11 protein-coding genes and 2 pseudogenes are annotated in these 14,944 nt (G+C 31.2%); 12 read left to right on the top strand and 1 reads right to left on the bottom strand.

Annotated features, from left to right (window positions below; translation table 11 throughout):
- Window positions 1-46 precede the first annotated feature (46 nt).
- The 11 genes and pseudogenes from ABW636_RS09860 to ABW636_RS09810 all read left to right on the top strand — a co-directional run bounded on the left by ABW636_RS09860 (window position 47) and on the right by ABW636_RS09810 (window position 14,180).
- Complete coding sequence (locus ABW636_RS09860) at window positions 47-934, top strand: DMT family transporter (RefSeq protein ID WP_367589806.1); 888 nt, start codon at window positions 47-49, stop codon at window positions 932-934.
- A gap of 440 nt (window positions 935-1,374) precedes the next feature.
- Window positions 1,375-3,450 carry a tetratricopeptide repeat-containing hybrid sensor histidine kinase/response regulator gene (locus tag ABW636_RS09855; RefSeq protein ID WP_367589805.1) on the top strand — a complete coding sequence of 692 codons (2,076 nt, stop codon included), beginning with the start codon at window positions 1,375-1,377 and terminating at the stop codon, window positions 3,448-3,450.
- A 335-nt stretch (window positions 3,451-3,785) separates the two neighbouring features.
- Window positions 3,786-5,663: a M61 family metallopeptidase gene (locus ABW636_RS09850; protein WP_367589804.1), complete on the top strand. Its 1,878-nt coding sequence runs from the start codon at window positions 3,786-3,788 to the stop codon at window positions 5,661-5,663.
- A gap of 271 nt (window positions 5,664-5,934) precedes the next feature.
- A complete protein-coding gene (locus ABW636_RS09845) occupies window positions 5,935-7,800 on the top strand; it encodes a DNA topoisomerase IV subunit B (protein WP_367589803.1) in 1,866 nt (621 codons plus the stop codon).
- A 43-nt stretch (window positions 7,801-7,843) separates the two neighbouring features.
- Window positions 7,844-10,519, top strand: a complete 2,676-nt coding sequence (locus ABW636_RS09840; RefSeq protein ID WP_367589802.1) for a DNA gyrase/topoisomerase IV subunit A — start codon at window positions 7,844-7,846, stop codon at window positions 10,517-10,519.
- Window positions 10,520-10,680: 161 nt separating this feature from the next.
- The gene (locus tag ABW636_RS09835) at window positions 10,681-11,403 is read left to right on the top strand and encodes a mechanosensitive ion channel family protein (RefSeq protein WP_367589801.1); all 723 of its coding nucleotides are present in this window, start codon (window positions 10,681-10,683) and stop codon (window positions 11,401-11,403) included.
- A gap of 95 nt (window positions 11,404-11,498) precedes the next feature.
- Window positions 11,499-12,365, top strand: a complete 867-nt coding sequence (locus tag ABW636_RS09830; RefSeq protein ID WP_367589800.1) for an AraC family transcriptional regulator — start codon at window positions 11,499-11,501, stop codon at window positions 12,363-12,365.
- A gap of 52 nt (window positions 12,366-12,417) precedes the next feature.
- Window positions 12,418-12,672: a hypothetical protein gene (locus ABW636_RS09825; RefSeq protein ID WP_367589799.1), complete on the top strand. Its 255-nt coding sequence runs from the start codon at window positions 12,418-12,420 to the stop codon at window positions 12,670-12,672.
- Window positions 12,659-13,234 (top strand): hypothetical protein, encoded by a 576-nt coding sequence (locus ABW636_RS09820; RefSeq protein ID WP_367589798.1) that lies wholly within the window; start codon window positions 12,659-12,661, stop codon window positions 13,232-13,234. Before ABW636_RS09825 ends, ABW636_RS09820 begins: the two co-directional genes overlap by 14 nt.
- 476 nt (window positions 13,235-13,710) lie before the next feature.
- The gene (locus ABW636_RS09815) at window positions 13,711-13,992 is read left to right on the top strand and encodes a hypothetical protein (RefSeq protein ID WP_367589797.1); all 282 of its coding nucleotides are present in this window, start codon (window positions 13,711-13,713) and stop codon (window positions 13,990-13,992) included.
- A pseudogene (locus tag ABW636_RS09810) lies at window positions 13,974-14,180 on the top strand (DUF1826 domain-containing protein). The gene ABW636_RS09815 and the pseudogene ABW636_RS09810 overlap by 19 nt, the downstream one beginning before the upstream one ends.
- Here the strand turns inward: ABW636_RS09810 and ABW636_RS09805 are convergent.
- Window positions 14,151-14,423: pseudogene (locus ABW636_RS09805) on the bottom strand (helix-turn-helix transcriptional regulator); the annotation flags it as partial. The pseudogenes ABW636_RS09810 and ABW636_RS09805 sit on opposite strands and share 30 nt — an antisense overlap.
- A 133-nt stretch (window positions 14,424-14,556) precedes the next feature.
- Here ABW636_RS09805 and ABW636_RS09800 point away from each other — a divergent pair.
- Window positions 14,557-14,853 carry a hypothetical protein gene (locus tag ABW636_RS09800; RefSeq protein ID WP_367589796.1) on the top strand — a complete coding sequence of 99 codons (297 nt, stop codon included), beginning with the start codon at window positions 14,557-14,559 and terminating at the stop codon, window positions 14,851-14,853.
- The last annotated feature ends 91 nt before the right edge of the window (window positions 14,854-14,944 follow it).

Below are 14,944 nucleotides of genomic sequence, written 5' to 3'. Positions count from 1 at the left end.
TTATAAATTATTTTTTTATGATTGTAGTCATAATCGTTTTTTTCTAATGCAAAGCTCCAGAGTTGTTACATCCGGCATTATATTGGCTATAGTAGGGGTGGTGTTGTTTTCTGCAAAAGCAGTAATGGTAAAGCTGGCATATAGATATCATGCAAGTGTAGAGCATTTGTTATTGTTTCGAATGCTATTCTCACTACCATTTTATATTGCAATAGCATTTATCAAAAAACCTTCTAAATCCTTAAAAGTTAATCCGTCAGATTATCTTTGGTTACTTTTTTTTGGTTTTATAGGATATTATCTGGCAAGTTACTTCGATTTTTTGGGACTTCGGTTTATCAAAGCAGGACTAGAACGTATTATTTTATTTGTTTACCCTACATTAGTGCTGATTATTTCAAGAATATTTTTGAAAAAATATATTACCAATAAACAGATTTTTTCAATAATTATTACCTATTTTGGAGTGGTTGTTTCTTTTTGGGGAGAGCTTGATTTCAAAACTTCTAATCTTGCTATTGGTGGTTTCTTAATTTTTCTAAGTGCTTTGACGTATGCTATGTATATTGTTGGTAGTGGTTGGCTTATTCCTAAATTTGGTACGGTACGATTTACCTCGTATGCAATGATTATAGCTTCTTTATGTATTATAGTTCAATATTTAATTTGGGATAGAGGCAATATAGTAGCATACCCTATCGAAGTTTATATATTGGCACTATTGATGGCAGTGTTTTCTACAATTATACCATCTTTCATGGTTTCATCTGCTATCGAAAAACTAGGGGCTTCTAATTTTTCGATAGTAGCAAGTATAGGTCCTATTTCTACAATAATATTAGCATATTTCTTTTTAGATGAGAGTTTATCTTTATTACAGGTTTTTGGGGGACTTGTGGTGATTTTTGGAATATACTATAGTAGAAAAAAATAAGATGATTTGTCATTGGATATTTATTTAGTTTATGAATCTGAACAATTTTGGGTTAAAGAAGACAAAAATTCAATAAACATACTTGATCAACAAGTTGTTAAAATAGGGATATGACTTACAATATCTGTTTCTACTATGTATAAGAATAGGCCTGTAGAACACCTAAAAAAGAATAATAATAATATAATTTGATTAAAGAATGTAATGAATCATTAGTTAATGTGACTCAAATTGTAACCTTTGTTTAAGTACATTTAAAATTAAAATGTTATTTTTAAAAGTATAATTGAATTAATAATTAAACAATATAATTTTTGTTTTTGGTAAGGGCTCTTTCAAATAAAACTAGTATTACAATATGTTTTATAGCGTTTTTTTCATTTTTTGTTCAATCGCAAAAAGATGTAAAAAATGTTACTAATGACAGTTTAGAGGTATTGATGAATAAATCATTAAGCTTGTTGTTTGACGAAAATAAGGTTAAACAATCTCTGGAATATGCTATAAAGATGATTGATTATGCCAATGAATTGGATAGCGATTATTATAAAAGTAAAGGCTTTTATATAATGGCTGCAAATTATGAATCAATTTCTGATTACCAGAGTGCTGAAAAAAATTATAAAGAATCTTTGAGATATGCAAAACGAAATGGAGATTCATTATTAACGGCATACATTTATAATGGGCTTGGTAACATATCTGTATACTTAACAGAAAATAAAGAAACAGGGATTGATTACTATAATAAATCACTCGCACTAGGGTCAAAATTTGAAAAATATAATCAACATCCAGCCACAATTAATCTTGCATGGTCATACCTAGACCTTAATAAGTTTGATAAAGCATATCCCTATCTGGTTAAGTCAGAAGAATTACTTTCTAAGGTAAAAAGAGAAGATATAAATGCAAATTGTGAAATTCAATTTTTAAAAGCTCGATATTTTTTAGGTAAGAATGAATATGAAAAGGTATACAAACATTTTGATGAAGCATTAAAAATTGCCAAAACTAATAAGTTACCTAGATTAGCAAAAACGATACATGAAACAAGAGCTAAAATGTATGATAATCTGGGAGATTACAGAAAAGCATATAAAGATATTCTTGCGGTTCAAAAACTGAATTTAGAGTTGAAAGCAGATTTGATCGAAGTTACAAGAATGAATTTTATTATCGATGGTTATAAAAAAGAACTTGAAGATATTAAGAAAGAAAAGGAGTATCAGGCAATTTTAAATAAAAATAGTAAGCTTATAAATTTAATTTCTGGGATCGGTTTTTTATGTATGCTTGGAGCGTTTATCTTTTTATACTTTAGTTTTCGTTCTAACAAAAAGCTAACAGCAGTTTTAAAAGAAAAGAACGAAGAGTTATTATTGTCTAAATCAAAGGCAGAAAAGCTTACAGAGGTAAAGTCACAGTTTATTTCTACAGTTAGTCATGAGTTGAGAACTCCGTTATATGGAGTGGTAGGAATCACAACATTGTTACTAGAGGATAAAGATATTACATCAAAGCATGAGAAATTATTAAAATCACTTAAGTTTTCTGGAGACTATTTACTAGATCTTATCAATAAGGTATTGAAAATTGGTAAAATCGAATCTAAAAACGAGAAACTGGCAAAAACACCTACCAATTTACGATTACTTTCAGAAAACTTACTGCATTCTTTCGAGTATCAGGCAAAAAATAAAAATAATGAGTTAATACTTCAAATTCCCGATGAATTACCGGATATTTTAAACGTGGACTCGCTTAAAATTTCAGAAGTTTTAATTAATCTTATAGGGAATTCATCAAAATTTACTGAAAATGGAAAGATATGGCTTCGAATAAAAATTCTTTCAATAGATAAAGAATTTATTACTATTCGGTATGAAGTAGAAGATGATGGAGTTGGGATTCCTGAAGATAAAAAAGAATTTGTCTTTGAAAAATTTTCTCAGATTGGACGAGAATTTAATAAATCAGAAGGGACAGGGTTAGGGCTTTCTATTGTGAAAAATCTACTTAAAATGATGGAAAGCGATATTTTTCTAGATAATAAAGAAGGAAGAGGTACTCGTTTTTATTTTGATTTACAATTAGAGATCATTGATGAAAAAGATAATGAAGATATTAGTAGTACTAATAATCCAATAAACAGTGTATATAAAAAGATATTAGTTGCAGAGGATAATAAGATAAATCAAATTGTTACTAAAAACCTGTTGCATTTAATAGGATATGATTGTGTTATTGTAGAAAACGGGTTTAATGCTTTACAAATGGTTAAAAAGGAAGAGTTCGATTTGGTATTAATGGACCTTAATATGCCGTATCTTAATGGTATGGAATCTACAAGAAGAATACGAGAGTTCGATCAAGAGACACCAATAATTGCATTAACAGCCTCAGAATTAAGCGAAGTCGAAACCGAATGTATGAGCGTTGGGATGAATGATATTATAAATAAACCTCTTAATAAGAACGATCTTAAAACTATTCTTGCAAAACATTTGGTATAAGAATTGTTATAAAATAATTGATTGTATAACAATTCGTTGGGTTTATGTATAGATATGGTGCTACATTTATAGCGTTTAATGTACCAGTTTGTTTCCTTCTCCTATCTTTTATAAAAGTTTACTATAAACCGATACAGTATTCGTCTTAATTTTATATTATTTATTTTGTTAAGATTGTTTGTTGGGTAGGTGCTAATTAGAAATTGGATTGCCTATAGAGTTATACTAAATTATTAATAAAAACAGATAAAGTACATTCAAATTGTATATTTGCAATACTAAAACTAAAACAGAAGGCGTTTTTTGGTTTAATAATAAATAGTTAAAAAAATAGAATGAGAAGAATAGTATCCAAAATCTTTATTGGTGCATTATTAGTGAGTTGTGGTACAAAAAACACAATTAATGATTTAGCAGTAACATTACCAATAGACGCATCTATCGATTTGATGCAGATAAAAAATGATAAAGTTCCTGTTGTTATAAATCCAGGACGAATTACCAGCGATACTATAAAGTACTATATGCCAAAAGTTGTTCAGGGTACCTATGCAGTAAGTGATTTTGGGAAATTTGTAGATGATTTCAAAGCTATTGATTACGAAGGAAATGTACTTAAAGTTGAAAAAATAGATGAAAATACTTGGGTAATACCTAATGCTCAGAAATTAGATAAAATAAACTATTTGGTTAATGATACGTTTGACATAGAAGGTTCGGATTTGGGAACTCCATTTTCTCCATCAGGAACCAATATAGAACCCGAAAATTTTGTTTTGAACCTACATGGGTTTATAGGGTATTTTGATTTATTAAAAAATAATCAATATAGATTAGAAGTTGCTGCTCCCAGCAATATGAAAAGAACTTCTGCTTTACAAAAAACTAGCTCTGAAAATCGTAAAGATGGAGCTATTACCATAGATAAATATGCTGCAAATCGATATTTTGAGATTACCGACAACCCTATGATGTATGGTAATCTTGATGTAGAAGAATTTATGGTTGGAGATATCAAAATAGTATTAAGTGTATTTTCTCCTAACAAGGTTCATACTGCTACCAAAATAAAGGAAACGGTTTTTAAAATGATGAAAGGGCAGAAGGCATATATGGGAGATATCGATAGTACACCTCGGTATGATATTTATTTATACCTGGCATCAGGAGAACAAAATTCACCTACTGGTTATGGAGCATTAGAACACCATACATCTACCGTAGTGGTTTTGCCAGAACAAATGCCAGATGAAACATTGGCATCATCAATGATTGATGTTGTGTCTCATGAGTTTTTTCATATAGTCACACCCCTTAGTGTACATTCTGAAGATGTGCATTATTTTGACTATAATGAGCCAACTTTCTCTAAGCACTTATGGATGTATGAAGGAGTTACAGAGTATTTTGCTACTCTTTTTCAAGTGAATCAGGAGATTGTAGAAGAAAGAGCTTTTTATGATAAAATAATGGATAAAATAAGAGGAGCAGCAAGTTATGATGATACTATGAGTTTTACAGAAATGAGCGAAAACATTTTGGAACAACCATATGCTTCTAATTACATCAATGTATATGAAAAAGGAGCGTTGATAGGAATGTGCATTGATATTTTAATGAGAGAAGAGAGTAATGGTAGTCGTGGTATTTTGTCTTTAATGAAAGAATTGTCATTAAAATACGGTAAAAACAAACCTTTCGAAGACGATAGATTGATAGATGAACTTACAGAAATGACATATCCCTCTGTCGGCGATTTCTTAAAAACACATGTTGAAGGAAAAACCCCCATATCTTATGAAAAATTCTTTGAAAAAGTCGGGCTTTCAGTCTCTTCAGAAAAAGTAGGAACCAATTATATTCAGAATTCTGGAGCAATGATTGTAGCTGGGGATCAGGAAAAAGGAACAATATTCTTTAATGAGTTGGTATTGGATAATAGTTTTTGGGCAGATAATGGAGTTAAACCAAATGATGATATTGTAGCGATAAATGGAGAAAAATTAACCATCCAAAATGCTAATAATGTTTTAGGAGCTACTTTTCAGTGGCAAGAAGGAGATGACCTTGAGATTAAACTAAATAGAGCAGGAGAAGAAATTGTGATCAAAACAAAGGTTGCCCAATCATTTACACAGGCAAAAGTATTGATGGTAAATAAAAAAGCGACCCAGAAACAGACAGAGCTTAGAAATGCATGGCTAAAAGGCTAATTAAAATACATCATTGGGTATTAAATAATTGGTTAAAAATAATTTACTAGTAAAAACTACCATTACATACATTTGATGGTAGTTTTTATATTATAGTAAAGTTGCAATTAGGAATAATATTTTGGTTTTAGAAATAAAGAAAATAGATGTAATTTATTGATTTCTAATTAATCAACAAATTAAGTTAGAGATTTGTTAATTACTTTGTGTTGGTCCTATTTCAATTTAGTAAGCGAAATATTATATTAGCAAGCATTCTACCCGAGATTTTATGAGTAAGGAAACCAAATATACCGAAGATAATATACGATCCCTCGATTGGAAAGAGCATATCCGAATGCGCCCCGGAATGTATATCGGAAAACTAGGAGATGGTTCTTCTGCCGATGATGGTATCTATATTTTATTGAAAGAAGTACTCGATAACTCTATCGATGAATATGTAATGGGGGCCGGTAAAACTATCGAGATTTCTATTCAAGGAGATAAAGTGATTGTTAGAGACTATGGACGAGGAATTCCTTTGGGCAAAGTAGTGGATGTAGTTTCAAAAATGAATACAGGGGGTAAATATGATTCTCGAGCGTTTAAAAAATCTGTAGGGTTAAACGGGGTAGGTACCAAAGCCGTTAATGCTTTGTCTACGTTTTTTAGAGTCGAATCTACCCGTGATGGTAAATCTGCTTCTGCCGAATTCGAAAAAGGAAACCTGACTAATCAAGAAACTTTAGATGAAACTTCTAGACGAAGAGGTACCAAGGTATCCTTTGTACCAGATAATACCATTTTTAAGCATTATAAGTATCGAACAGAGTACGTTGCAAAAATGCTTAAAAATTATGTGTATTTAAATCCAGGGTTGACTATTATTTTTAATGGTGAAAAATATTTTTCTGAGAACGGACTTAAAGACTTACTTTCTGATAATATTAATGAGGAAGATAGACTGTATAATATTATCCATCTTAAGGGAGATGATATAGAAATTGCCATTACACATAGTAAAACACAATATAGTGAAGAGTACCATTCTTTTGTGAATGGACAACATACCACGCAAGGGGGTACCCATCAAGCAGCTTTTAGAGAGGCTATAGTAAAAACTATTCGAGAGTTTTATGGCAAAAATTATGAAGCCAGTGATGTACGTAAATCGATAGTATCTGCAATAAGTATTAAAGTAATGGAGCCGGTTTTTGAAAGTCAAACAAAAACAAAATTAGGGTCCACAGATATGGGGGGAGAGTTGCCAACGGTACGTACCTATATTAATGATTTTATAAAAACAAAACTAGATAACTTTCTTCATAAAAATACGGATACAGCAGAGAGTCTACAACGTAAAATACTACAGGCAGAACGAGAACGTAAGGACTTATCGGGAATTCGAAAATTAGCCAAAGAAAGAGCAAAAAAAGCTAGTTTACATAATAAAAAGCTTAGAGATTGTAGAATTCATTTATCAGACAGTAAAAAAGATCGTAACCTCGAGAGTACCTTGTTTATCACAGAGGGAGATTCTGCAAGTGGTTCTATAACCAAATCAAGAGATGTTAATACTCAGGCGGTATTTAGTTTGCGAGGAAAACCGCTTAATTGTTACAATATGACCAAAAAGATTGTTTATGAGAATGAAGAATTCAATCTTTTACAAGCTGCATTGAACATAGAAGAATCTTTAGAAGATTTACGTTATAATAATATTGTCATTGCTACAGATGCCGATGTAGATGGGATGCATATTCGTTTGCTATTAATTACATTCTTTTTACAGTTTTTTCCAGAGGTTATAAAAGAAGGGCATTTATATATATTACAAACCCCTTTATTTAGGGTGCGTAATAAAAAAGAAACGATTTATTGTTATTCTGAGAGAGAACGAAAGGACGCTATCAATAAATTGACAGGAAAACCAGAGATTACTCGATTTAAGGGACTTGGTGAGATATCTCCAGATGAATTTGTTCATTTTATTGGTGATGATATAAGATTAGACCCAGTAATGTTGGATAAAGAAAAGTCTATAGAGGAGCTATTATCTTTTTATATGGGAAAAAATACACCACAACGACAAGAGTTTATTATCGATAATCTAAAGGTAGAGTTGGATACGGTAGAAGAAAATAATAATCTATAAAGTAAAAGTTTAAACAAAAACTTAAAAAGCCCATAAATTTTATATGGATTTGGAAAACGAAAACGAAGAACTACATCACGACTCGGCTTCAGAGAATCATCAGCCACAAGAGGTAATTACCAAAGTTACCGGTATGTATAAAGACTGGTTTTTAGATTATGCTTCTTATGTAATTCTAGAACGGGCAGTACCGGCAATAGAAGATGGTCTTAAACCCGTACAAAGACGTATTCTTCATTCTATGAAGGATCTTGATGATGGGCGTTATAATAAAGTAGCCAATATTGTAGGACATACCATGCAATACCACCCGCATGGTGATGCTAGTATTTCTGATGCAATGGTGCAAGTAGGTCAAAAAGAATTGTTGATCGATATGCAAGGTAACTGGGGTAATATACTTACAGGAGATAGGGCGGCGGCATCAAGATATATAGAAGCTCGTTTATCAAAATTTGCGCTAGATGTAGTATACAATCCAAAGATTACAGATTGGCAATTGTCGTATGATGGCAGAAAAAAAGAACCTATAAACCTTCCTGTAAAGTTTCCATTATTACTTGCACAAGGGGCAGAAGGTATTGCAGTTGGATTAAGTACCAAAATACTTCCGCATAATTTTATAGAGCTTATAGATGCTTCAATAAAGCATTTACAAGGGAAACGATTTACAATTTTACCCGATTTTCCTACTTCAGGTATTGCTGATATAACCAATTATAATGATGGTAATAGAGGAGGAAAGGTAAGAGTACGAGCTGAGATATCTCAATATGATAAAAACACTTTGATTATTAATGAGATACCATACTCTACTACAACGACTTCTTTAATAGATTCTATCCTTAAAGCCAATGATAAAGGTAAGATCAAAATAAAGAAAATTGAAGATAATACAGCTGCAACTGTAGAGATTTTGGTGCATCTTCCTTCGGGGATTTCTCCTGATAAGACCATAGATGCATTGTATGCTTTTACAAATTGTGAAGTATCGATCTCTCCTTTAGGCTGTGTGATAGAAGATAACAAACCTAATTTTATTGGTGTTTCAGAAATGTTACGTCGCTCAACAGATAATACAGTTGAGCTGTTAAAGATGGAGCTTGAAATTCAATTAAATGAATTACAAGAACAATGGCACTTTGCATCTTTAGAACGAATTTTTATAGAAAACAGAATCTACAGGGATATAGAAGAAGTAGATACCTGGGAAGGTGTAATTGACGCAATAGATAAAGGATTACAACCTCATATTAAACACCTTAAAAGAAAAGTTACAGAAGAAGATATTGTAAGACTTACCGAAATACGAATCAAACGTATTTCTAAGTTTGATATAGATAAAGCGCAACAAAAAATAGAAGCGTTAGAAGAAGATATAGCTACTGTAAAACATCATCTCGATAATCTCATAACGTATGCGATAGATTATTTTAAGAGATTAAAAACTACCTATGGTAAAGGGAAAGAACGCAAAACAGAAATCAAGATTTTTGATGATATTGAAGCGACCAAAGTAGTTATTCGAAACACAAAACTATATGTAAATAGAGAAGAAGGTTTTGTAGGTACATCATTGCGTAGAGATGAGTACGTTACCGATTGCTCTGATATCGATGATATTATTTGTTTTACGACAGATGGTAAAATGATGATTACAAAAGTCGATTCCAAAACCTTTGTTGGGAAAGGAATAATTCATGTTGCCGTTTTCAAGAAGAAGGATAAACGCACCATTTATAATATGATTTATCAAGATGGTAGAGGAGGAGCATCATATGTAAAACGATTTGCTGTTACCGGTGTTACCAGAGATAAAGAATACGATTTGACACAAGGAAAAAAATCGTCTAAAGTCTCTTATTTTTCTGCCAATCCTAATGGAGAAGCAGAAGTGATTACTATTTTATTACGCCAAGCGGGAAGTATTAAAAAACTAAAATTCGACCTTGATTTTGCAGATTTACTGATAAAAGGAAGAGGCGTAAAAGGTAATATTGTTACCAAATATAATATTAAACGTATCGAACTTAAAGAACAAGGAGTTTCTACCTTAAAGCCTCGTAAAATATGGTTCGACGATTCTGTACAACGTATTAATGTAGACGGTAGAGGGGAGTTGTTAGGAGAGTTTAGAGGAGAAGATCGTTTGTTAATTATTAGCCAGAAAGGGTTTATAAAAACAATAGTACCAGAAATGACGCTGCATTTTAATTCTGATATGATTGTTTTAGAAAAATGGAACCCTAAAAAACCCATTTCGGCTATATATTGGGACGGAGAAAAGGAGCGCTATTATGTAAAGCGTTTTTTAATAGAAAACCCCGATCGAGAAGAAACTTTTATTACAGAGCATCAAAAATCGTTTTTAGAAGTGATTTCTACAGATTATAGACCCATTGCAGAAATTGTATTTAATAAGATTAGAGGAAAAGACCCTCGTCCAAATGAGGAAGTTAATTTAGAAGAGTTTATTGCGGTAAAAGGAATTAAGGCGTTAGGAAATCAATTAACAACTCATAAGGTAAGACAGGTAAATATCCTGGAGTCACTTCCTTATGAAGAGCCAGAGCCCGTTGCCACAGAAGATATAGAAGTTATAGAAGAAGAAAATGTATCTACAGATACGACAGAACCGACAGTAACGAAAGAGTCTGATCCAAACGATATACAGTCAGAGGACGAGGATGGTGATGGAGAGCAGACTTCTTTGTTTTGATTTTTGGTTACCTAAGAATTAATTGTCAAACTATAAATTTATAACAATTGACAGATTTTATTAGGAAATATATAGATGTAAATGACATAGAGGGGGTTATCTTGTATAGCTTTATCATATTGTTTATTAGCTGGTTGTTTTCTTGGGTTTTTAGAAAACTAATGGTTTTATTTTTAAATAAAAATCAAACCATAGCAAGTACGAATGTTACCAGTCTTAAATTTGCCAAGAACTCTATAAAGTTTGTGTTTTTTCTGCTTGCATTTATTGTTATTATAGGTACTGTTCCTTTTTTACGTCGTCAGGCCACACTTATTTTTTCGGGAGCTGGTATTTTGGCGGCTATTATTGGTTTTGCGGCACAAGCTGCAATTTCTAATTTAATTGCAGGAGTATTTATTGTAATTTTTAAACCCTTTAGAATAGGGGATTACATCAAATTAGACAAAGAAAGAGTAGGTATTGTGGTAGATATTACTCTAAGACATACGGTTATTAATACTTTTGAAAATAAACGATTAATTATCCCCAATTCTATTATAAGTACAGAGTCAATACTAAATCATACTATCGAAGAGAGTAGAGTACTAAGTTTTAATAATTTAAAAGTAGGACTAAATGCAGATATCGATTTAGTAAGGAAAATTATTTTGGAAGAAGCAGAAAAATTAGAATATTCTACTGTAGATGATGATAATAATGCTGCAGAGGTAAGAGTAATTGATATTTACGAATCTTATATTCATATTAGGGCGTATGTTTGGATTTCTGAACCCTTTAAAGAGTTTAGGATGAAATGTAAACTAAAAGAAAAAGTACATAAACGTTTTCTTGAGGAAAATGTAGAAATGCCAATCCCAAAACGTAAGGTGGTAACTTCATAGTTAGATTTGTATTATATTTCTAATTATAAAAGAATATTTTATGTGTAATAGGAATAACATATATGTGTGTTATCCAATTGTTGTAAAACATTAAAATGAACCCCAAAAGCATTACACAAATAGAACGATATGGTAATCTAGTTAGTTTCATAGATGAAAATTTCAAAGACGAAATAAAAATCGAAAAAATTGAAGAAATAAGTCATTATTCGTATCGAAACATAAATCGCATTTTTCAATCATTGCATCACGAAACAATTGGTAAATACATTAAAAGAATTCGATTAGAAAAGTCGGCAGAATATTTAAAATATACTAATGAACAAGTCTCTGATATCGCAATAAACGTCGGTTTTTCTGATATAGCTTCTTTTAGTAAGGCGTTTAAGAATAAATTTGATTGTTCGCCTATTGCTTTTAGAAAAAACACTAACAAGATTCATAAACCAATTGAACAAATTAGTGACGAAAACAGAATAAAACCATTACCATTTACCATAGAAACACTTCCTAAATTTGATGTACTCTATTTAGAACACAAAGGCAATACACAAAATTTAAAAGCGATTGAAAAAACTTGGGACACATTTATTGAGTATTGTACGCACAAGCAACTACTCTCAAACGAAAGTATATTTTTTTCGGAAACGATAGATGATGACGAAATTACAGATGATTTTAGATGCAGAACAAATGTGGCTCTAATTCTTAGAAAGCCATTAAGTTTTGCAATAGAAAATCTGTGCCGAACAAAAACACATACAATCCAAAAATACGTCAAATTCATTCATAAAGGTGCGAACGAAGAGTTGAAAAACACCTACAATCGTATCTATGAAAATTGGTTAACCAATGTTTGTTTAGAATTTGCCGACAAGCCAATTTTGGAGTTTTATGTTAATCACCACGAGAAAATCGCCAAAAAAGATTTGATTACAGAAATCTATATCCCCGTAATGTAAATTGTCCAAAACGGACAAACAAACAGTATAAAGCCAGTCTTACTTTTGTAGTATGAAAAATTACAAATTTGACAAGCATTGGTATCTGGGCTTCTTGAGCATTGTTGGTTTTTACAAATTGCCCGAAGTTATAAATTATTTTCAAGGACAAGATTTTGGAAAAACCATCGGATATAGAAAAGAACCACTATTTAAAACTAAAGTAAGATATGACCTTTGGGATAGAATTTTTGACACTCATCAAAGCGAAGAAGACAAAGTAGTTTATGGCTTAACAAAAAATATTAATCCTTATGACTTTGCTTAATTCAATAAATTTCGGCTACACTGCCTTGTTTCTATTATTTTCACAGATCTTATCAGCTCAAAATATACCTGAGTTGGATTTATCTGAATCTGATTTGCAGCAATTGCATATGATTACCTATCAACATACTTTTGGCAAATATTACAATAGCTGGTCAGTGCAATACCGTGAGTTTAAAAAAAACACTGACGAGTTTCAAATACCAATAACCTTAAGTTTTGGTAAAACAAATATGGATAAAAATTTTTTAGAGAATAAAAATATTAAAAATATAGATACTTATTCTTTAGGTATGGGGTTTGATGGCTATGAATATCTAGGGAGTGGGTTTTATTTTAATCTAGGGGTTGGAGTTTCGCCAGGATTGGAAGCAATTGAACGTATTACAGGAGAGAAAAGCACAAATTTTTTGATTGAAGGTAATATTAATACAGGACTGTTATATGTTGCTTTTCCAGATTTTGGACTTGTTATAGGAGGTAAAATAATAGGTAAGCTATCTAATTCTAGGGCACTAAATCGTACTTTAGGTTTTGCTATTGAAGCTGGTATTAATTTTTAAGGTTTATGAATAAATTGTACAACAAAGTATAAAAGCAATAGCGCTTAAGAACAGACTTGAACCATTATTTTTTTAAAATTAAGTATATTTCAAAACTGAAAGACTGATTTGTGTAAAACTCGCTACTGCTCTTATACAAACTGTTGTATGCTATTAAAAAAATTGAAATGTAATTAGCTATGAAAGAAGCAGGTTTTTCTAAAAAAGAATTTAGTCACAAGTTGTTACTAAACTTAAAAAAAGAAAGCGTATTCGATATTGTTACCACTGGTACTGGATTAACATCATGATTTCTTGGAGAAGTAAAATAATATATTGGTAATCAGCAACTTAGTTTAAATAAAATTCCAACAAGAGAAACTAAATATTTATGGAAATGCAAAAATAATTTTGAGCAGGAAGGAGAAATTTTAGAATCTGAAAAAGATGACGTTTTTACCTTTGAAAACAAAAAATCTAGTGACTATCAACACCAGATGGAAGTATTGAAAATAGAACTTACTCAGGCAGTCAAACAATCAATCGATTTTAGGGCAAGTGGTACGAAAGAAGAAATTACTGCTTGTCTTTGTAATTACTTTGCTAATGTGATTCCCAAACAAAAGGGATTTTCAGAAGACGTTCTGAGTCTTTTAGAACTATTTAGACAAGTTACCAAAACATCTTCTTTTCGTATTATATTGGCCGCAGTAGATAACAATATTGTCCTAGGTTTCACTCAGGTACTAATCAACTCAGGATGCTATGTACCTATATAGGTCCAGGTACATTATGATTACCCGATTGTGCAGTCGATAGAAAAGCCTATATGAATGGTAAGTCTAATAAAGATATTGTATTAGACGAAAGTCTAGTACAACAAGTAGCTACTGGTGATGTGGCTATTTTAAAAGGAAGTCTCTATTCTGGATCAACAAATGTCTGTAATAGAGTAGTCTTCATCTAGATATCGATAGTACTTCTTATCATAAACTTCGATAGGTGCATTATACCCCAATTTATCACTTCGCATCATCTGGATATCCAGTTGTACTGTACGTTTACTTACATTAATATCTCTTCCTTCATACTCATACAAAGCATCAGAGCATGCTTCTATTAGATTATCAAGTGTCCATTGCCGATTGTTGTTTTGCAAGCATTTATCGATGGTTTTATAGCGTATAAGTGCATTCTTATTCTGAGCCATATTCAATTTATAAGATAGTATGTTTTGTAAAAATCGTAATTCCTTCTATATTTGCAGCATATAAAAGTAGTTCATTATTTATTGTTACTAGTTAGTAGTCTTTGAATTTATGTTTAATTTAAATACTATGAAAATGAATTGGAAAATTCAAAAGCTACTAAGTGGAGAACGTATAGTTTCTAAAGAACCTGGTAATTCTATGTTACCTATTTTAAAATCCAAACAACCAGTTATCTTACATCCGATAAGTTGGGAAGATTGTGAAAAAGGGGATATTGTATACTGCAAGGTGAGAGGAAATTGTTTTACTCATTTAGTAAAAGGAAAAGATCCTAAAAGAGGTTTATTGATTGGAAACAATCACGGTCGAATAAATGGATGGACAAAAAATGTGTATGGTAAAGTGATTAAAATTTTACCATCAAAGTAGCGCTAATAGCGCTTTTTTTATGCCTTTTTTTCTGATATGACGTAGTATATTTTGCTTTACATTATTATATTGTAACTGTTTTAAATCAACC

It is taken from the genome of Aquimarina discodermiae (genome assembly GCF_040786235.1).
In the GTDB taxonomy this organism is placed as follows: Bacteria; Bacteroidota; Bacteroidia; order Flavobacteriales; family Flavobacteriaceae; genus Aquimarina.
This window is presented reverse-complemented; position numbering and strand designations above follow the sequence as displayed.